This window comes from Citrobacter amalonaticus, from assembly GCF_018252635.1.
Classification (GTDB): domain Bacteria; phylum Pseudomonadota; class Gammaproteobacteria; order Enterobacterales; family Enterobacteriaceae; genus Citrobacter_A; species Citrobacter_A amalonaticus_E.
Window position 1 is genome coordinate 1 of sequence record NZ_JAGTXM010000007.1, and the last position, 19,844, is coordinate 19,844.

Consider the following 19,844-nt stretch of genomic DNA (forward strand, 5'->3'; position numbering starts at 1 on the left):
AACGCCGTAGCGCCGATGGTAGTGTGGGGTCTCCCCATGCGAGAGTAGGGAACTGCCAGGCATCAAACAGTGAAAAAGCCCATCCTGACGGATGGGCTTTTTTGCGTCTGTAGTAAGCCTGTGACAGGTGCAGATAAGCGCAGCGCCACCCGGCAAGTCGTCAGATCGCACTCCACTCCACAATAAACTCCGCAATCACGTCCACATCATTTAAATCCAGCACCGGAACGTCAAGCGGCAATACAACATCACTGGCCACCGCAATCACATGCTCATCCAGCGTTAACTCGCTGAAATCATGCCCGGTATCGCTTCTGAACAGCAGGATCTTAGGCACGGCCTCATGCTTAAATCCTTCAACCAGCACCAGATCCAGCGTGGCATGATCCATCCTGCTGACCAGGTACGCTAAATCCAGTTCGGGCTCTTCTGGCGTCTCGGTCATTAATGCCCAACGTTGCTGACTGGCGACCAGCGTTTGCGCTGCTCCTGCTTTGCGTAGCTCGTAGCTGTCTTTGCCCGGCTGATCCACATCCATATTATGATGCGTATGTTTAATAAGCCCTGGACGGATCCCTGCGGCGCACAGAGCCGGGATTAGCTTCCTGAGCAGCGTCGTTTTTCCCGTTCCGCTCCATGCGGCGATGGCCAGTAGGGGGATCATGGTTTCTCCTGCCATTTATCAAGCTCCTCAAGGGTATTCACATTCACAAACGCTTCCTTGCAGTCGCTGAAGTCGACGGCATGCCCCCCGGCCTGACGCATGAAAATCATTACCCGCCGCTCGCCAGACTGCAGATAGGTCTGCAAAAAAGGCTGGACTGAACGGTGAACCAGCGCAATGGTAGGATGATCCCGCTCTCCATCATGCACCCATACCACCGGCGCCTGATTGCGTCGGGCGCTTAACCTGGCAACCAGTGTCTGCGGGATAAAAGGGGTGTCGCAGGGGCAGAACAGAAACCAGTCGCCCGCCTCCTGTTGGAAAACAGAAAGCATGCCTGCCAGCGGCCCGGGAAAATCCGCCATCATATCTGAAATGACTTTCAGGCCACCCGAACGATAAATTTCTTGATGCCGATTGGCATTGACAACCACCGTATTCAGTTGCGACAACAGCATATCGGCGACATGCTTCCACAGTGGTTTCCCTTTAAGCTCAAGCAGGCCTTTATCGATACCCCCCATCCGCCTGGCCTTTCCGCCAGCCAGTACAACCCCTGTTATTGCACTATCCTGATTCACTGATATCGCCTCTTTTATTGTGGGATTGACCCTGCTAACGTGTCTGTCTCAAGAGTAAGGAGCACGACCATGAAATGTAAACGCCTGAATGAAGTTATTGAACTCCTCCAGCCAGCCTGGCAAAAAGAGCCCGATCTTAACCTGATGCAATTTTTGCAGAAACTGGCGAAAGAGTCAGGTTTTGACGGTGAACTGGCAGATTTAACCGATGACATTCTGATCTATCACCTGAAAATGCGTGACTCTGCAAAAGACGCGGTTATTCCCGGTATTCAGAAAGATTACGAGGAAGATTTCAAAACGGCGCTGTTGCGCGCTCGTGGCGTAATTAAAGAGTAAAAGCTTGTAAGCGGGGCCACCGAAGTTGTTATGAAATGATATCCTGAATCATTCGACGAATTTTCCGGATGATGGGATGAACAACAACGCTTTCAATTTCCAGACATTACACCCGGATACCATCATGGATGCGCTGTTTGAGCAGGGGATCCGGGTGGATTCTGGTCTTACCCCGCTTAACAGCTATGAAAACCGCGTCTATCAGTTTCAGGATGAAGATCGCCAGCGTTTTGTCGTCAAATTTTATCGCCCTGAGCGCTGGTCGGTTGACCAGATCCAGGAAGAGCATCAGTTTGCGATTGAACTGCTCGAAGATGAAGTCCCGGTTGCCGCGCCGCTGGCTTTTAATGGTCAGACGCTGTTATCGCATCAAGGGTTCCACTACGCGATCTTTCCAAGCGTAGGCGGTCGACAGTTTGAAGCGGACAATATCGATCAAATGGAAGCGGTGGGTCGATATCTGGGGCGTCTGCATCAGACCGGTCGTAAGCAGCCATTTACCTGGCGACCGACCATTGGGCTGGACGAATACCTCGTCGCGCCGCGTAAACTCTTCGAGCATGCCCAACTTATTCCGTCCGCACAAAAGGCCGCCTTCCTGAAAGCGACGGATACGCTGATTACGGCCGTCACTGAGCGGTGGCATACGAATTTTGTCAACCTACGTCTGCATGGCGACTGCCACGCTGGAAATATCCTCTGGCGCGAGGGGCCGCTATTTGTCGATTTAGATGATTCCCGCAACGGTCCTGCCATTCAGGATCTGTGGATGCTTCTTAATGGTGATAAAGCTGAGCAACGTATGCAGCTTGAGACGATTATTGAAGCTTATGAAGAAGTTAGTGAGTTCGAAATCTCTGAGATTGAACTGATCGAACCTTTACGTGCTATGCGTTTGGTTTATTATCTTGCCTGGCTGATGCGTCGTTGGGACGATCCTGCGTTTCCTAAAAACTTCCCGTGGTTAACCGAGGAAGATTACTGGCAACGACAGACCGCGACATTTATCGAGCAGGCGAAAGTTTTGCAAGAACCCCCATTACAATTAACACCCATGTATTAATCGGAGACGTAATCATGAAAAAGATTTGGCTGGCGCTGGCTGGTATGGTTTTAGCTTTTAGCGCATCGGCAGCGCAATTCGAGGATGGTAAGCAATATACCACCCTGGAAAAGCCCGTTGCCGGTGAACCGCAGGTGCTGGAGTTTTTCTCTTTCTATTGCCCACATTGCTACCAGTTTGAAGAAGTCCTTCATGTTTCTGAGAACGTGAAGAAAAAACTTCCTGAAGGCGTCAAAATGACCAAATACCACGTTGAGTTCCTGGGTCCGTTGGGCAAGGATCTGACGCAAGCGTGGGCCGTCGCGATGGCTCTGGGCGTAGAAGATAAAGTGACAGTGCCGATGTTTGAAGGTGTACAGAAAACCCAGACCGTACAGAGCGTTGCGGATATTCGTAAAGTATTCGTGGATGCTGGCATTAAAGGCGAAGATTACGATGCCGCGTGGAACAGCTTTGTCGTGAAATCACTGGTTGCGCAGCAGGAGAAAGCCGCTGCCGATCTGCAATTGCAGGGCGTTCCGGCAATGTTTGTTAATGGCAAATATCAGGTGAATCCGCAGGGAATGGATACCAGCAGCATGGATATCTTTGTTCAGCAATATGCTGACACGGTGAAATATCTGGTAGGTAAGAAATAAAAGCAGCGCCGGTCAGTGACCGGCGTTTTTAGTTGTCGCTTTAATCTCTTCTATTAACACGTCTTTTTCACTCCACAACGTATTCAGCCATAGCTGGAAACGACGCTTAAACCCTTTATCGTTAACGTAGTCGCCATGCAGTTCTTCCTGAATGGGCTGCATGTCCACGCGAACCACAATGCGCGTCAGTTTCCCGCTCAGCATATCGAAGAATGGCGTACGGTCGTTTTCCGGATAGCACAGCGTAACGTTAAGTAATTTATCGAACTGCGAACCTAACACGTTCAGCGCCATCGCAATGCCTGCTGCTTTTGGTGGCAACAGGTGTTGATACGGCGAGCGGGTCTGCTGTCGTTTTTCTTCGGTAAAGCGAGAGCCTTCGACGAAATTAACGATCGTGGTGGGATGCGCACGGAATTTCTCACAGGACCGGCGAGTGGTCTCGACATCCTTACCACGACGTTCTGGATGCCGCAGGAGATACGCGCGTGAATAGCGCTTCATAAATGGCATATCCAGCGCCCAGCAGGCGAGGCCGATAAAAGGCACCCAGGCCAACTGCTGCTTAAGGAAATACTTGTTCATGGGAATGTGTTTGCGAAAGAGCACGCACAACACCACGATGTCCGCCCAACTGTGATGATTACACACCAGCAGATACCAGTTTTTTTTGCTCAGTCCTTCCAGACCTTCTACATCCCATTTCAGCCATGGGTTGAGATGCAGCAGCAGGGCGAGTCCTTCACACCAGCAGTACATCATGAAATTACAAAACAAAGACACCTTGCGCCAGACGAAAGGAACGGGTAGCAGAAGCTTTACCAGTCCGGCAAGAATGATCGGTACAGAGCACAAAATCGTAACTACGATGGTCAATGCGATGCTCAGCAACAAGGTGACTGTAGCGAGTAATCTCGCCATGATTAAATTATTCAAAGGATTAGCCATAAACAGTACGCTAAAGTCGCGCAAGGGGGCTGATTTTATCAGAAAATGACTCAAATGATGGTTCTTCGCGACAGAGAAAAGCACGCCATATCTATCCACATTCCGTAATTCAATGAAAACATAAAGGGTTTATATGATAATTTTTATAACCAACTGAAATTAAACAATATAATGTTCGATGATTAAAGCATCACTTTGAAATTAATGGGATGAAAATTAATTATGCACAAAGTTATCCACAGGTGGCTTTGCGAGCGATCCAGAAGATCTACAAAAGAATTACGACAAATGTGGTGAAAAACTCATGTTTTCGTCCTGTCTGTGGCATCCTTTATCCATAATCTGATAAACAGGCACGGACATTATGGTTCAGATCCCAGAAAACCCACTTATCCTTGTAGATGGCTCCTCTTATCTCTATCGCGCATACCATGCGTTTCCGCCGTTGACTAATAGCGCGGGCGAACCGACAGGCGCGATGTACGGTGTCCTCAATATGCTGCGCAGCCTGATCATGCAATATCAGCCAACGCACGCCGCAGTGGTATTTGATGCCAAGGGTAAAACCTTCCGTGACGAATTATTCGAACATTACAAATCGCATCGCCCGCCAATGCCGGACGATTTGCGGGCGCAGATCGAACCGCTGCATGCCATGGTGAAGGCGATGGGGCTGCCGCTGCTGGCCGTATCCGGTGTGGAAGCCGACGACGTTATCGGTACCCTGGCGCGTGAAGCAGAAAAAGTGGGACGCCCGGTGTTGATCAGTACCGGTGATAAAGATATGGCCCAACTGGTCACGCCAAACATCACCCTTATTAATACTATGACCAACACCATTCTTGGTCCGGATGAAGTGGTGACGAAATATGGCGTGCCACCTGAACTGATCATCGACTTCCTGGCGTTGATGGGCGACTCCTCCGATAACATTCCTGGCGTGCCTGGCGTCGGGGAAAAGACCGCGCAGGCGTTATTACAGGGGCTGGGGGGTCTGGATACCCTGTACACTGAGTCAGATAAAATTGCCGGGCTGACGTTCCGTGGTGCGAAAACCATGGCGGGTAAACTCGAACAAAATAAAGAGGTGGCTTACCTCTCCTATAAACTGGCGACAATCAAAACCGACGTTGAGCTGGAACTGACCTGCGAACAGCTGGAAGTTCAACAGCCACAAGCTGACGAACTGCTTGGGTTGTTTAAAAAGTATGAGTTCAAACGCTGGACCGCCGATGTGGAAGCAGGCAAGTGGTTACAGGCGAAAGGGGCGAAGCCAGCGGCAAAACCGCAGGAGACTGTCGTCATTGAGGAAACGCCGGAAGACGCCGCAGTTGTGCTTTCCTACGATAACTACGTGACTATTCTCGATGAGGCGACGCTGGAAACGTGGATCGCGAAGCTGAAAAAAGCACCGGTGTTTGCCTTTGATACCGAAACCGACAGTCTGGATAACATCTCCGCCAACCTGGTAGGCCTCTCATTCGCTATTGAGCCGGGTGTGGCGGCTTATGTGCCAGTCGCGCATGATTATCTGGATGCGCCGGATCAAATCTCCCGCGACCGTGCGCTGGCATTGCTCAAGCCGCTGTTGGAAGATGAAAGCGCGCGTAAGGTTGGACAGAACCTGAAGTACGATCGCGGCATTCTGGCAAATTATGGTATCGAACTGCGCGGCATCGCTTTTGATACCATGCTCGAGTCATACATTCTGAACAGCGTTGCCGGACGTCACGATATGGACAGCTTGTCCGATCGCTGGCTGAAGCATAAAACTATCACCTTCGAAGAGATTGCGGGTAAAGGGAAGAACCAACTGACCTTTAATCAGATCGCACTGGAAGAGGCTGGACGCTATGCGGCAGAAGATGCCGATGTCACCTTACAGCTGCATCTGAAAATGTGGCCAGAGCTGCAGCAGCACAAAGGGCCGCTGAACGTCTTTGAAAACATCGAAATGCCGTTGGTACCGGTGCTATCTCGCGTAGAGCGCAATGGTGTGAAGATCGATCCTGCGGTGCTGCATAAGCACTCCGAGGAGATCACGCTCCGTCTGGCGGAACTGGAACAAAAAGCCCATGAGATTGCAGGAGAAGTGTTTAACCTCTCTTCAACCAAGCAGTTGCAGACGATCCTGTTCGAAAAACAGGGCATTAAGCCGCTGAAAAAAACCCCAGGCGGCGCGCCATCAACATCAGAAGAAGTGCTTGAAGAGCTGGCGCTGGATTATCCGCTACCTAAAGTGATTCTTGAGTATCGTGGTCTGGCGAAGCTGAAATCGACCTACACCGACAAACTCCCGCTGATGATTAACCCGAAAACCGGGCGTGTGCACACTTCGTACCATCAGGCCGTGACCGCGACGGGCCGCTTGTCATCGACCGATCCAAACCTGCAAAACATTCCGGTACGTAACGAGGAAGGGCGTCGTATCCGCCAGGCATTTATCCCGCCGAAGGATTACCTGATTGTTTCTGCGGACTATTCGCAGATTGAACTGCGTATTATGGCGCACCTGTCTCGCGACAAAGGGTTGCTGACAGCGTTTGCTGAAGGAAAGGACATTCACCGCGCCACCGCTGCAGAGGTGTTTGGTCTGCCGCTGGAGACCGTGACCAGCGAACAGCGTCGCAGCGCGAAAGCGATCAACTTTGGTCTGATCTACGGTATGAGTGCGTTCGGCCTGGCGCGCCAGTTGAACATCCCGCGTAAGGAAGCGCAGAAATACATGGACCTCTATTTCGAACGTTATCCTGGCGTGCTGGAGTATATGGAACGCACCCGTGCTCAGGCGAAAGAGCAAGGCTACGTTGAAACGCTGGAAGGCCGTCGCCTCTATCTGCCGGATATCAAATCCAGCAACGGCGCGCGTCGTGCTGGTGCGGAGCGTGCGGCGATTAACGCCCCGATGCAGGGAACGGCTGCCGATATTATCAAACGGGCGATGATTGCGGTCGATGGCTGGCTGGAAGCGGAAAAACCGCGCGTGCGTATGATCATGCAGGTACACGATGAACTGGTGTTCGAAGTGCATAAAGACGACCTGGATGCGGTAGCGAAAAAGATCCATCAGTTGATGGAAAACTGCACGCGCATTGATGTGCCGCTGCTGGTGGAAGTCGGAAGTGGTGAAAACTGGGATCAGGCGCACTAAGTGGTCGTGAAATAACGTGCTTTTTTCGTAATTAAGTAACATAAGCGCGTGGTTTTTGTGATGGGCATTGGAATTTCCTATGTAAAGAATGAAAAAAAATTACAAAAAGTGCTTTCTGAGCTGCTCAAAAAAGAGTAAAGTTATTCGCGTAGGGTACAGAGGTAAGATGTTCTATCTTTCAGACCTTTTACTTCACGTAATCGGATTTGGCTGAATATTTTAGCCGCCCCAGTCAGTTTCTGACTGGGGCGTTTTTTATGGGCGAAAGAAAGATATGGCAGGCGTGCCAGACCGGATAACACGCACCGCGTCGCTATCCGGCATCGCGGAAATTACTCCCCGCCCTGTTCCTCTTCAACCGGTGCCAGTTCGTTAAACCAGCTGTCCAGCTTCTGCCGTAATTTGTCCACACCCTGCTTTTTCAGCGATGAAAAGGTCTCAACCTGCACATCGCCATTGAAGGCTAATACCGCTTCACGGACCATATTCAACTGCGCCTTACGCGCACCGCTCGCCAGTTTGTCTGCTTTCGTCAGCAGTACCAGTACCTGGATGTTACTCTCAACGGCCCACTGGACCATCTGTTGGTCGAGATCTTTCAGCGGGTGGCGAATATCCATCAATACCACCAGTCCCTGCAGGCTCTGGCGTTTTTCCAGATACTCACCCAGCGCGCGTTGCCACTTGCGCTTCATCTCTTCCGGCACCTCGGCGTAACCATAGCCTGGGAGGTCAACAAGACGTTTGCCGTCGACCACTTCAAACAGGTTAATCAACTGAGTACGGCCAGGCGTTTTCGAAGTACGCGCCAGGCTCTTCTGATTGGTCAGCGTGTTCAGCGCGCTGGACTTCCCTGCGTTGGAACGGCCAGCAAATGCCACTTCGATTCCCGTATCGGAAGGTAAATGGCGAATATCAGGCGCACTCATCACAAAGTGCGTCTGTTGATAATTCAGGTTAATCAAAGCGGTCGTCTCCGTCAGTCAAAGCTTTATCGCGATTATACCTGAACAGGAGCAAAAGACTGATTTTTCGACATGGAGCTGCTGTGAGTAAAAACCTTGCTCGTTGTAAGACATTGCCGATCGTTCTTATACGAAATTTAAGAGTAATTGCAGGGAAAATAATTAAATAAATCAACTAAATCATAGTATTAAAAGTATGTAATATTCTGAAAATGTCTGAACTGTGCGGCCAACGACTTGTTACTTTACGGCAATAGAGTAGAGTAGCCCTCATAGCGAGGATAGCTGTACAGGAAGACGACTCAGGATGAGGGTCAGGAGCGCCAGGAGGCGAAGACACAGGATTGTCAGGATGACAGGCGTTCGGAGACGTTGGTATACGGAAACGGAAAAGACACGGAATGTTCCAGGCTGAAGGAAAAACAGGGTGTGTTGACAGCCGACAAGGAATGTAGGACCCGTTCAGGGTTGTGAGTAAGGTGAAAAGGCGACAGAGCAATCTGTCGCCTTTTTTCTTTATTTCTGCTAGATTCCGGCGCAATTATATACTGAATAAAACAGCCAAAGACGAATCACTATGAAATCCACTTCTACACCACGCGGCAAAGGCCCCGCAAAGGCACGCCGTAAAACCCGCGAAGAGCTGAACCAGGAAGCTCGTGACCGCAAGCGTCAGAAAAAACACCGTGGACACGCGGCGGGTAGCCGTGCGACCGGTGGTGACGCAGCGTCAGGCGGCAAAAATAAGCATCAACAGAAAGATCCACGTATCGGCAGTAAAACCCCTATTCCATTGGGCGTGACCGAAAAAGTCACCAAACAGCACAAACCGAAGAGCGAGAAACCTATGCTTTCACCGCAGGCTGAGTTGGATTTACTGGAAACGGATGAGCGCCTGGATGCGCTGTTAGAACGTCTGGAAGCAGGCGAAACCCTGAGCGCGGAAGATCAGTCCTGGGTGGATGCCAAACTGGATCGCATCGATGAACTGATGCAGAAGCTGGGCCTCTCCTACGATGATGACGAAGAAGATGAGGAAGATGACGAGAAGCAGGAAGATATGATGCGCCTGCTGCGAGGCGGCAACTAACGGTTTACACCGTGGGCCTGCCCGTCCTGCTTATAACCCTTCCGGTTATATGTTATCTGGTGTGGTTATTCGTTAAACTACAGCGGTTGTCGCGGCGACAGAAGTGGCTGCGCAGCCGGCTTAGTACTCGAAATGGAGTGCGGCCGGTACGCCGTACCCGCCAGAGACGCCATCGGAAGGAGTGAGCATGTCAGAACAACAAATAGACTGGGATCTGGCCCTGATCCAGAAATATAACTATTCCGGGCCACGCTATACCTCGTACCCGACCGCGCTGGAATTTTCTGATGCGTTTGGCGAACCGGCGTTTTTACAGGCCGTCGCGCGCTATCCTGAGCGTCCACTCTCGCTTTACGTCCATATCCCGTTTTGCCACAAGCTCTGCTACTTCTGCGGCTGCAATAAGATTGTAACCCGCCAGCAGCATAAGGCCGATCAGTATCTGGATGCGCTGGAACAGGAAATTGTGCACCGTGCGCCGCTGTTTGCTGGACGGCAGGTAAGCCAGTTGCACTGGGGCGGCGGTACGCCAACCTATCTGAATAAAGCGCAAATCAGTCGTCTGATGACGCTGCTGCGGAATCATTTCCACTTCAATGCGGATGCGGAGATTTCGATTGAAGTCGATCCCCGAGAGATAGAGCTGGATGTGCTCGATCATTTACGCGCGGAAGGATTTAACCGTCTCAGTATGGGCGTGCAGGACTTCAATAAAGAGGTCCAGCGACTGGTTAACCGTGAGCAAGATGAGGCGTTTATCTTTGCGCTACTCAATCATGCACGTGACATCGGCTTTACCTCGACCAATATCGATCTGATCTACGGTTTACCTAAACAGACGCCGGAAAGTTTCGCCTATACCCTGAAGCGGGTCGCGGAATTAAGTCCCGATCGTCTGAGCGTCTTTAACTATGCGCATTTGCCGACGCTGTTTGCCGCGCAGCGCAAAATTAAAGATGCCGATCTGCCCAGCGCGCAGCAGAAGCTGGATATTTTGCAGGAAACCATCTCCTCGCTAACAGAGACCGGCTATCAGTTTATCGGCATGGACCACTTTGCCCGCCCGGATGATGAGCTGGCGATCGCCCAGCGCGAAGGCGTTCTCCACCGTAATTTTCAGGGATACACCACCCAGGGCGACACCGATCTACTGGGGATGGGGGTTTCTGCCATCAGTATGATTGGCGATTGCTATGCCCAGAACCAGAAAGAGCTGAAACTTTACTATCAGCAGGTGGATGAGCAGGGAAATGCCTTATGGCGCGGTATCGCGCTGACCCGAGATGACTGTATCCGTCGTGATGTCATCAAGTCGCTGATCTGCAACTTCCGTCTCGACTATGCTGCGGTTGAGCAGCAGTGGGGTCTGAACTTCGCAGATTACTTTGCCGAAGACCTGAAGCTGTTGGCCCCGCTGGCGAAAGATGGGCTGGTGGATGTGACAGAGAAGGGGATTCAGGTGACGCCGAAAGGCCGTTTGCTGATTCGTAACATCTGCATGTGCTTTGATGCGTATCTGCGTCAAAAAGCGCGGATGCAGCAGTTTTCGCGGGTGATTTAATCTGTTGCCGGATGGCGCTTCGCTTATCCGGCCTACAACGTGTAGAGCCATTAAGCGTTAGCGCCATCCGGCACAGCGTTAGCTGAACAGCCCAACCAGCGCGGCACACAGTACTGCGGCAACCGCAGTTTGTGGCGTATGGCTGTCGACCGCTCCGCTTGATAGCAGATTTATAATCGATTCCAGCATGTTTTGTCCCCCGTTTGCCGGGCACGATCATACTGAACTCATCGGAACAGTAAAGCGTAAAATAACGGCAATTTGCGCTCAATTATTAATCTTTACACAAGCGTGTGACGTTACTCCATTCCCAGCTCTTTTAACTTACGCGTCAGGGTATTACGCCCCCATCCGAGCAAGCGTGCCGCTTCCTGTTTATGGCCCTGTGTATGGCGCAGCGCTGTGGTCAGCAACGTGCGTTCCATTTCAGGCTGTGCCTCTGACAGCAGGTTTTGATGACCGGATCGCAGTGCCCGATCCGCCCACTGCGCCAGAAGCGTGGCCCAACTGTCCGGCTGGAGATGCGACGGGCTTTCGGGCGCGGTGGCTTCGAACAGTTCAGCGGGGAGATCCTGAATTAATACCTCTTGTCCGGCCGCCATCACGGTTAACCAGCGACAGGTATTTTCCAGTTGGCGAACGTTGCCCGGCCACGCCAGACGCGTCAGCGCCGCTTCAGTTTCCGGATGTAGCAACTTGGCCTCAACGCCCAGTTCGCGAGCAGCAACCTGCAAGAAATGGCGAGCCAGGCGCGGAATATCCTCCCGACGCTCGCGCAGCGGTGGTAAGTGCACGCGGATGACGTTCAGACGGTGGAACAAATCCTCACGAAACTTGCCTTCCTGGACGCGTAACTCAAGATTCTGGTGGGTTGCAGCGATAATTCGTACGTCCACTTTCACTGGCGCATAGCCGCCAACGCGATAAAACTGTCCGTCGGCTAATACGCGCAAAAGACGGGTCTGCACATCCAGCGGCATATCGCCGATCTCATCAAGAAACAGCGTGCCGCCATCGGCCTGCTCGAAGCGTCCCTGACGAATGGTATTCGCTCCGGTAAACGCCCCTTTTTCATGACCAAACAACTCGGATTCGATCAAATCTTTCGGAATCGCTGCCATGTTGAGCGCGATAAACGGCGCTTTGGCGCGTGGGCTGTGGCGGTGCAGGGCATGGGCGACCAGCTCTTTACCCGTCCCGGACTCCCCGTTAATCAGCACGCTGATGGAGGAACGAGAGAGCCGCCCGATAATACGAAACACATCCTGCATGGCCGGCGCCTCACCGATGATGTCGGTTGTCGGGCCATTGATCTGAATATTACGCGGCTGTTGCTGCTCCTGATAATGGCTGATGGCGCGTTCAACCAGTGCGACCGCTTCATCGATATCAAAGGGTTTGGGCAGGTAATCAAACGCCCCTTGCTGATAAGCGCTGACGGCGGCATCCAGATCGGAATGTGCGGTCATTATGATGACCGGCAACATCGGATGACGCTGTTTAATCTGTTTTAACAGCGCCAGCCCGTCCATCCCCGGCATCCGAATATCGGACAACAGCACGTCCGGCGTTTTGCTCGCCAGCGCGCCCAGCACGTCGTTACCGTTTTCAAAGGTGGTACAACTCAGACCCGCTCCGGCGAGAGCACGTTCAAGCACCCAACGGATGGAACTATCGTCATCAACTACCCAGACTATCCCTCGTTGCATAAGCACCTCTATTTCCGAATCGGCAGATAAACCGAGAACTCGGTATGACCTGGCCAACTGGTAAATTCAATTTTGCCGGAATGCTGATCGATCAAATTGCGGGCGATGGATAATCCCAGCCCGGTGCCGCCTTCGCGGCCGCTGACCATAGGGTAAAACAGCGTATCCTGTAAGTGGGAAGGAATTCCCGGTCCGTTATCTTCAACGTCGATACGCGCCGCCAGGCGATAGCGCTCGCCGTGTAGCGTGAGCTGGAACGCGGTACGGGTACGTAGCACGATCTCCCCACCGTCTGGTCCCAGCGCCTGTAACGCATTACGGACAATGTTCAACAACACCTGCTCGATCTGTTCCGGGTCGTGCGGCAGTTCCGGCAGGCTGGGATCGTAATCGCGGACCAGCGTGACGTTGGCCGGTAACTCCATAGAAACTAGCGCCACTACGCGCTCTGCCACCTTATGAATGCTTTCCGTGACATGCGTTCCTGGCATCTGCGGACCCAACAGTCTGTCGACCAGGTTACGTAGCCGGTCAGCCTGTTCAATAATGACTTTTGTGTATTCCAGCAGTGCCGGGTCGGGCAGGGCTTTGCTCAATAGCTGTGCAGCGCCGCGTAAGCCACCGAGCGGGTTTTTAATCTCGTGCGCCAGTCCACGTACCAGATCGCGTGCGGCGACCTGCTGAGCATGCTGTAGCTGCTCCTGGCTCAGGCGGCGCTGGTTATCCATCGGCGCCATTTCAAGCAGGATCTGACCATCCGGCAAACGCTGCGCGGTGAGCGACAGAATGTGCGAACGCCCGTCAATCACCAGCGTGACCTCATTGTCGGTAAACCCTTGCCCCGCCTCTAAGCTTTCGCGCATCAGTTCGATATTCAAAGAAAAATAGCTCAGGAGTTCAGGAAGCGGTGTACCAAACAGTTTGCGGGAACTTTGGGCGAGTAACTGCTGCGCAGCCGGGTTGGCGTAATGCACCGCCAGCTCATCGTCGACCAGTAGGATGCTGTTGATTAAAGAATTAAGGATCTGCCCAGCATCGGGCAGCGTGCCTGTTGCCATACAGCAGTCTCCTGAATAGTTTGCACCAATTTAGTGCATTATAGCTTTTAATGTAGAAAAAGCGCGAAGGATCAGCTTGTTGACGGTGAAAAAAGCCCATCGTGAGATGGGCTAAAAGTTTCCACGGCAACTAAAATTCTCCGTATCTTTCTTACCGCAGCGGTGTTGGCTGCTCTCAGTCACCCGAATCACTTAGTGGACTAAGCTCATCGGGATCCCTTCGATTGCCGCCTTGCTGCAATAAGAAATCTACGGGAATTACAACTAATTATCATTAAACGCTGTAATACAGCTCAAACTCTACCGGGTGCGGCGTCATGCGTACGCGGTCGTTTTCTTCAGTGCGCAGCGCGATGTAAGCATCGATGGCTTCATCAGTGAACACGCCGCCCGCTTTCAGGAATTCGCGGTCCAGATTCAGCTCGTTCAGTGCTTCTTCCAGAGAGCCGGCAACCTGTGGGATCTCTTTGGCTTCTTCCGGCGGCAGGTCATACAGGTTTTTGTCCATGGCTTCGCCCGGGTGGATCTTGTTCTTAATACCGTCAAGACCGGCCATCAGCAGGGCTGCAAAGCACAGATACGGGTTTGCAGCCGGATCCGGGAAGCGGACTTCGATACGACGTGCTTTCGGAGATGCCACCACCGGAATACGGATAGAGGCAGAACGGTTACGCGCAGAGTAAGCCAGCATAACCGGTGCTTCGTAACCCGGGACCAGACGCTTGTAAGAGTTGGTGGTCGGGTTCGCCAGGGCGTTAATCGCTTTAGCGTGTTTAATCACGCCGCCGATGTAGTACAGCGCCTGCTCAGACAGACCCGCATATTTGTCGCCAGAGAACAGGTTGGTACCGTTCTTGGACAGGGACATGTGGCAGTGCATACCGGAACCGTTATCGCCGAACATCGGTTTTGGCATGAAGGTCGCGGTCTTGCCGAAGCGGTGAGCGACGTTGTGTACTACATATTTGTAGATCTGAATTTCGTCCGCTTTTTTGGTCATGGTGTTGAAGCGGGTTGCCACTTCGTTCTGACCTGCAGTGGCCACTTCATGGTGGTGAGCTTCAACGACCAGGCCCATTTGCTCCATCACCAGACACATTTCAGAACGGATGTCCTGAGCGGAGTCTACTGGTGGAACCGGGAAGTAGCCGCCTTTCACTGCCGGACGGTGACCTTTGTTACCACCTTCGTACTGGGTGGAGGAGTTCCATGCGCCTTCGATGTCATCGATAGCCACGTGAGAACCGGAGATTGACGCGCCGAAGCGGATGTCGTCAAACAGGAAGAATTCTGGTTCTGGCCCGAACAGAACGGTATCCGCGATGCCGGTGGAGCGCAGGTATTCTTCAGCACGCTTGGCGATAGAGCGCGGGTCGCGGTCATAGCCTTGCAGGGTACCCGGTTCCAGGATGTCACAACGGATGATCAGCGTAGAATCCGCGAAGAACGGGTCGATGACTGCGGTAGAAGCATCCGGCATCAGCACCATGTCGGATTCGTTGATGCCTTTCCAGCCACCAATCGAAGAGCCGTCAAACATTTTGCCTTCTTCGAAGAATTCGGCATTTACCTGATGAGCAGGAATCGTGACGTGCTGTTCTTTACCTTTAGTATCAGTGAAGCGCAAATCAACAAACTTCACTTCGTGCTCATTCAGCATCGTCAAAACGTGTTCAGCGGACATACTTAACTCTCCAGATTGGTCATAGTCGTCGTGGTAACGAGGTGTTCAATTCTTTAATCATTGGCCGTGTCGCCGTAAAAAAGATAAAGCGAAATCTGTGCCAACTTTTAAATTGCCCCTAAAAGGCGTTATCATGCGCACCATCGTGCAAAAGGGTTGCACCATGCCGTGTATGTTGCACCAGTATAGTGCTTTAATGTGAACATTGAGCACCATATTGGTGCAATGGACCGTGTATAACCCTTTTAACGCTCCGTGAAAGCGATCACAAAGAAACTCTGCAATACTTGTTTGCGGAGGATGTTTGTGATCCTGTTTTGTAGTGCGATTAATCCGTGTACAATAACGCGCTATTTCTAATGCCTGAGGCAAAGTTGTGATCGAAAATTTGCGTAATATCGCCATCATCGCGCACGTTGACCATGGTAAAACTACCCTGGTTGATAAGCTGCTGCAGCAATCCGGTACGTTCGACTCTCGTGCCGAAACTCAAGAGCGTGTGATGGACTCCAACGATTTGGAGAAAGAGCGTGGGATTACCATCCTCGCGAAAAACACCGCTATCAAATGGAATGATTACCGTATCAACATCGTTGATACCCCTGGGCACGCAGACTTCGGTGGTGAAGTTGAGCGTGTCATGTCCATGGTTGACTCTGTGCTGCTGGTGGTTGACGCATTTGACGGCCCGATGCCGCAGACGCGCTTCGTGACCAAAAAAGCCTTTGCGCATGGCCTGAAGCCAATCGTGGTCATCAACAAAGTTGACCGCCCTGGCGCGCGTCCGGACTGGGTTGTCGATCAGGTATTTGACCTGTTCGTGAACCTCGACGCGACTGACGAACAGCTGGATTTCCCGATCATCTACGCTTCTGCGCTGAACGGTATTGCCGGTCTGGATCACGAAGATATGGCGGAAGACATGACCCCGCTGTATCAGGCGATTGTCGACCACGTACCAGCGCCGGACGTTGACCTTGATGGTCCGTTCCAGATGCAGATCTCGCAGCTGGACTACAACAACTACGTTGGCGTTATCGGCATCGGCCGTATCAAACGCGGTAAAGTGAAGCCGAACCAGCAGATCACTATCGTGGATAGCGAAGGCAAAACCCGCAACGGTAAAGTCGGTAAAGTTCTGACTCACCTGGGTCTGGAGCGTATCGACAGCGATCTGGCAGAAGCAGGCGACATCATCGCGATCACCGGTCTGGGCGAGCTGAACATCTCTGACACTATCTGCGATCCGCAGAATGTGGAAGCGCTGCCGGCACTGTCTGTTGATGAACCGACCGTTACCATGTTCTTCAACGTCAACACCTCTCCGTTCTGTGGTAAAGAAGGTAAATACGTTACCTCCCGTCAGATCCTTGACCGCCTGAACAAAGAGCTGGTGCACAACGTTGCGCTGCGTGTTGAAGAAACTGAAGATGCGGACGCGTTCCGTGTATCCGGTCGTGGTGAGCTGCACCTGTCAGTTCTTATCGAAAACATGCGTCGTGAAGGTTTCGAAATGGCGGTTTCCCGTCCGAAAGTTATCTTCCGCGAAATCGATGGCCGTAAACAAGAGCCGTTCGAGAACGTGACGCTGGACGTTGAAGAGCAGCACCAGGGTTCTGTCATGCAGGCACTGGGCGAGCGTAAAGGCGACCTGAAAAACATGAATCCAGATGGCAAAGGCCGCGTACGTCTCGACTACGTGATCCCAAGCCGTGGTCTGATCGGCTTCCGTTCAGAATTCATGACCATGACTTCCGGTACCGGTCTGCTGTACTCCACTTTCAGTCACTACGATGACGTACGTCCGGGTGAAGTCGGTCAGCGCCAGAACGGCGTACTGATCTCCAACGGCCAGGGTAAAGCAGTTGCGTTTGCGCTGTTCAGCCTGCAGGACCGCGGTAAGCTGTTCCTCGGTCACGGTGCCGAAGTGTACGAAGGCCAGATCATCGGTATTCACAGCCGTTCCAACGACCTGACCGTAAACTGCCTGACCGGTAAGAAACTGACCAACATGCGTGCTTCCGGTACTGACGAAGCCACGGTTCTGGTTCCGCCGGTTAAGATGACCCTGGAGCAAGCGCTGGAGTTCATCGATGACGACGAACTGGTAGAAGTGACTCCTCAGTCTATCCGTATTCGTAAACGTCACCTGACGGAAAACGATCGCCGCCGCGCGAACCGTGGTCCGAAAGAAGATTAATACTTACGCTCTTGCTATGAAAAAGCCGCTGATATCAGCGGCTTTTTTTTTGAAATATTTATTTTGAGGTATTTATCAAAGTATTAATATCTTTATCGTTTAATCTGGCTTCGGCGTATCATTCAGAGATTATTCATTCATTTGATTTATCTATAAGGGAGGATTTAATGATTTTTTGTACGTTAAATCTCCGGCAGATTTCCCGTGATGGTAGATTAAAATTGAGATGTGCAGGGGTTGGTGAGTTTGATGTGTTTTCTGGTTTGGGGAAATATAAGAACAATCCAAATTATTATATGCAAAAGAACGGTCCGATTCCTCCAGGCGTATATTGGATTGTTGATCGGCCAACAGGAGGTATTGGTTCATGGTTAACACAGCTAGAAAAAGAGTGGCGGACAGGGAATAATTATGATGATTGGTTTGCCTTATATAAAGATGATGGACTTATAAATGATTATACGATCGTTGTTTTTAAGTCATTCATTGGGTATGGAAAACAAGAAGAATTAACAGATATGCATGCTTTAATCAATAATGACTCACCTTTCGATAACTGGCACGGTGAATATCATTATCAAGATGGCTATCGTTTGAAAGAAAAAAGCAAGGCTTATGTTGGTGTAGATGAACCACCATTTGCGTATAAAACCAGAACACGTTCTTCGTTCAGACTGCATCCATTACGGCCCGATGGAACAGGTGTCTCTGATGGCTGTATAACTTTCTATAATCAGCAGGATTATGACAGGCTCAGGTATAACTTATTAATGGCGCATAAACATCCTATAAATGGTGGACAATTAGAAGCTTATAGACAAATAACGGTAACAGGTAATTGAAATGTCTAATATCAGTTATCTTATTTTGTTTGTTACTTCTGTTGTTTTTGCGATAGTTGGCGCAAGCCTTTTATATTGCTTTTCTATTGATGGGACTGAAATTGATGTGTATTTATGCTTGTATATTATCATTTGTTTTCTGGTATATTTATGGGGAGTGAGAATATTTCACCCGATTAACGCTTCAATTTGTTGCTGCGGAATTGTGTATTTAATTATTTTTGCTTATGGACCATTTTTAATTGGATTAATGGGGTTGTTTGAGGATGTTATTACCAGCGTGTGTTCTTTCTTTGAATGTGACATATATGCAAAAAACAATTTTTTGAGCATATATGAAGTGAATATTTATATAGCGATCACTTCATTTTTTGCACTGAGCGTGGCATGGCTGTTTGACACACTTCTGAAGTTAGTCATAAAAATTACCATAGTCAAAATCCGCTGATCTGAACGTAGGGCTTACTTTAATCGGTTTCATATTGTTGACCAACTTTGCGATAGTTTGCCAGATGGCGGCCAACCCACACCATACTGCAACCTCAATACATTACGCACTCTCTGTAGACCAGATAAGCTTGTGCCATCGGGCATTTCGTCGTTTGTCAGCTCTCTCAAGCCGCTGAAATTCAGCGGCTTTTCTGTTTTCAGATCAGTTAAAAGAAATATTTCACCCCAACGCGAATCTGGTTTTGTTCGCGGTGCCAGGGTTCCACGTTACGATCCAGCCAGCGCAGTTCGAAGTAGGGTAACCAGTTCTGGTTGATCCGATAACGGAAGGTATTGGTAATTTCCCAGTGGTGATCCTTGCCGTTACTGCTATGAAAATCATTCACCCGCATAAAATAGTGGGGTTCAAAGGTATACGAGAACTTATCGGTAATAATAAAGTTCCAGTAGTTGCCTATCTCATAGGTATCGTTATTATCTCGATCGCCGTTTAAATCGACCGAGCTGTAATTATTATGATTGTATCGGTTACGTACCGTCAGATTAAACCACGGAGTAAACTTATAATTGACGTCCAGATAGACCGCGCCGCTGGAACCAATGCTTTTGTCGGTAATCAATCCACCGGGTTGGATGGTTAATTTATCTGTAGGTTTGAATAACGGGTACCAGCCTTCGATTTCGTTATAGCCATGCTTTAACTCGTCTTTACGCTGGAGCGTGTAGGTGTTGGTGAGCATAATGCCTGCTCCCATATCAAAATTATAGCCAACACGTAACATGATCTCTTGCTGGTCGGAGGCCAGATTATACGCTTCTCGGTTTTCGACATAAGCACCAGCCAAAACAGAGGTTGATATCACTGAGGATAACAGAATGATTGTGTTTAAGGTTTTCATCA

General features: G+C 50.7%; 19 protein-coding genes. 10 read left to right on the forward strand and 9 right to left on the reverse strand.

What is annotated here, in order from left to right; translation table 11 throughout:
• Window positions 1–160: 160 nt before the first annotated feature.
• Window positions 161–664 carry a molybdopterin-guanine dinucleotide biosynthesis protein MobB gene (gene mobB / locus KE671_RS20495; protein ID WP_206164621.1) on the reverse strand — a complete coding sequence of 168 codons (504 nt, stop codon included), beginning with the start codon at window positions 662–664 and terminating at the stop codon, window positions 161–163.
• Entirely contained in the window at window positions 661–1,245 is a 585-nt protein-coding gene (mobA, locus tag KE671_RS20500) for a molybdenum cofactor guanylyltransferase MobA (RefSeq protein ID WP_206164508.1), read from the reverse strand. The genes mobB and mobA overlap by 4 nt, the downstream gene beginning before the upstream one ends.
• Before the next feature lie 69 nt (window positions 1,246–1,314).
• Between mobA and KE671_RS20505 the strand changes: the two genes are divergently transcribed.
• The 3 genes from KE671_RS20505 to dsbA all read left to right on the forward strand — a co-directional run bounded on the left by KE671_RS20505 (window position 1,315) and on the right by dsbA (window position 3,285).
• On the forward strand, window positions 1,315–1,584 hold the full coding sequence (locus tag KE671_RS20505) for a YihD family protein (protein ID WP_042325406.1): 270 nt from the start codon (window positions 1,315–1,317) through the stop codon (window positions 1,582–1,584).
• Window positions 1,585–1,660: 76 nt separating this feature from the next.
• Entirely contained in the window at window positions 1,661–2,647 is a 987-nt protein-coding gene (locus tag KE671_RS20510) for a serine/threonine protein kinase (protein WP_206164509.1), read from the forward strand.
• A 14-nt stretch (window positions 2,648–2,661) separates the two neighbouring features.
• On the forward strand, window positions 2,662–3,285 hold the full coding sequence (gene dsbA / locus KE671_RS20515) for a thiol:disulfide interchange protein DsbA (protein ID WP_042325410.1): 624 nt from the start codon (window positions 2,662–2,664) through the stop codon (window positions 3,283–3,285).
• 12 nt (window positions 3,286–3,297) lie between these two features.
• Here the strand turns inward: dsbA and KE671_RS20520 are convergent, their stop codons facing one another.
• Complete coding sequence (locus KE671_RS20520; protein ID WP_206164510.1) at window positions 3,298–4,233, reverse strand: acyltransferase; 936 nt, start codon at window positions 4,231–4,233, stop codon at window positions 3,298–3,300.
• A gap of 364 nt (window positions 4,234–4,597) precedes the next feature.
• Between KE671_RS20520 and polA the strand changes: the two genes are divergently transcribed.
• Window positions 4,598–7,384, forward strand: coding sequence for a DNA polymerase I (polA, locus tag KE671_RS20525; protein ID WP_206164511.1), 2,787 nt, complete (start codon window positions 4,598–4,600; stop codon window positions 7,382–7,384).
• A 332-nt stretch (window positions 7,385–7,716) separates the two neighbouring features.
• Here polA and yihA read toward each other — a convergent pair whose 3' ends face one another.
• The gene (gene yihA, locus KE671_RS20530) at window positions 7,717–8,349 is read right to left on the reverse strand and encodes a ribosome biogenesis GTP-binding protein YihA/YsxC (RefSeq protein WP_206164512.1); all 633 of its coding nucleotides are present in this window, start codon (window positions 8,347–8,349) and stop codon (window positions 7,717–7,719) included.
• 285 nt (window positions 8,350–8,634) lie between these two features.
• On the opposite strand from yihA, the gene KE671_RS22970 reads away from it, so the two are divergent.
• The 3 genes from KE671_RS22970 (at window position 8,635) to hemN (ending at window position 11,000) form a co-directional block, all read left to right on the forward strand.
• Complete coding sequence (locus KE671_RS22970; RefSeq protein ID WP_432759343.1) at window positions 8,635–8,823, forward strand: hypothetical protein; 189 nt, start codon at window positions 8,635–8,637, stop codon at window positions 8,821–8,823.
• Window positions 8,824–8,926: 103 nt separating this feature from the next.
• Window positions 8,927–9,439 (forward strand): Der GTPase-activating protein YihI, encoded by a 513-nt coding sequence (yihI, locus tag KE671_RS20535; protein WP_206164513.1) that lies wholly within the window; start codon window positions 8,927–8,929, stop codon window positions 9,437–9,439.
• A gap of 187 nt (window positions 9,440–9,626) precedes the next feature.
• Complete coding sequence (gene hemN, locus KE671_RS20540; RefSeq protein WP_206164514.1) at window positions 9,627–11,000, forward strand: oxygen-independent coproporphyrinogen III oxidase; 1,374 nt, start codon at window positions 9,627–9,629, stop codon at window positions 10,998–11,000.
• Window positions 11,001–11,078: 78 nt separating this feature from the next.
• Here the strand turns inward: hemN and KE671_RS20545 are convergent, their stop codons facing one another.
• From KE671_RS20545 to glnA, 4 genes are all read right to left on the reverse strand, one after another.
• A complete protein-coding gene (locus KE671_RS20545; protein ID WP_090050632.1) occupies window positions 11,079–11,189 on the reverse strand; it encodes a YshB family small membrane protein in 111 nt (36 codons plus the stop codon).
• A 110-nt stretch (window positions 11,190–11,299) separates the two neighbouring features.
• A complete protein-coding gene (gene glnG / locus KE671_RS20550) occupies window positions 11,300–12,709 on the reverse strand; it encodes a nitrogen regulation protein NR(I) (RefSeq protein WP_042998847.1) in 1,410 nt (469 codons plus the stop codon).
• 8 nt (window positions 12,710–12,717) lie between these two features.
• Window positions 12,718–13,767: a nitrogen regulation protein NR(II) gene (glnL, locus tag KE671_RS20555; protein ID WP_206164515.1), complete on the reverse strand. Its 1,050-nt coding sequence runs from the start codon at window positions 13,765–13,767 to the stop codon at window positions 12,718–12,720.
• Between the two features lie 274 nt (window positions 13,768–14,041).
• Window positions 14,042–15,451, reverse strand: a complete 1,410-nt coding sequence (gene glnA, locus KE671_RS20560) for a glutamate--ammonia ligase (RefSeq protein WP_206164516.1) — start codon at window positions 15,449–15,451, stop codon at window positions 14,042–14,044.
• Between the two features lie 376 nt (window positions 15,452–15,827).
• On the opposite strand from glnA, the gene typA reads away from it, so the two are divergent.
• From typA to KE671_RS20575, 3 genes are all read left to right on the forward strand, one after another.
• Window positions 15,828–17,651, forward strand: coding sequence for a ribosome-dependent GTPase TypA (typA, locus tag KE671_RS20565; protein WP_042325427.1), 1,824 nt, complete (start codon window positions 15,828–15,830; stop codon window positions 17,649–17,651).
• A gap of 167 nt (window positions 17,652–17,818) precedes the next feature.
• Complete coding sequence (locus tag KE671_RS20570; RefSeq protein WP_206164517.1) at window positions 17,819–18,493, forward strand: DUF2778 domain-containing protein; 675 nt, start codon at window positions 17,819–17,821, stop codon at window positions 18,491–18,493.
• A gap of 1 nt (window position 18,494) precedes the next feature.
• Entirely contained in the window at window positions 18,495–18,941 is a 447-nt protein-coding gene (locus tag KE671_RS20575; RefSeq protein ID WP_206164518.1) for a hypothetical protein, read from the forward strand.
• Between the two features lie 208 nt (window positions 18,942–19,149).
• Here the strand turns inward: KE671_RS20575 and ompL are convergent, their stop codons facing one another.
• Entirely contained in the window at window positions 19,150–19,842 is a 693-nt protein-coding gene (gene ompL, locus KE671_RS20580) for a porin OmpL (protein WP_206164622.1), read from the reverse strand.
• Between the last annotated feature and the right edge of the window lie 2 nt (window positions 19,843–19,844).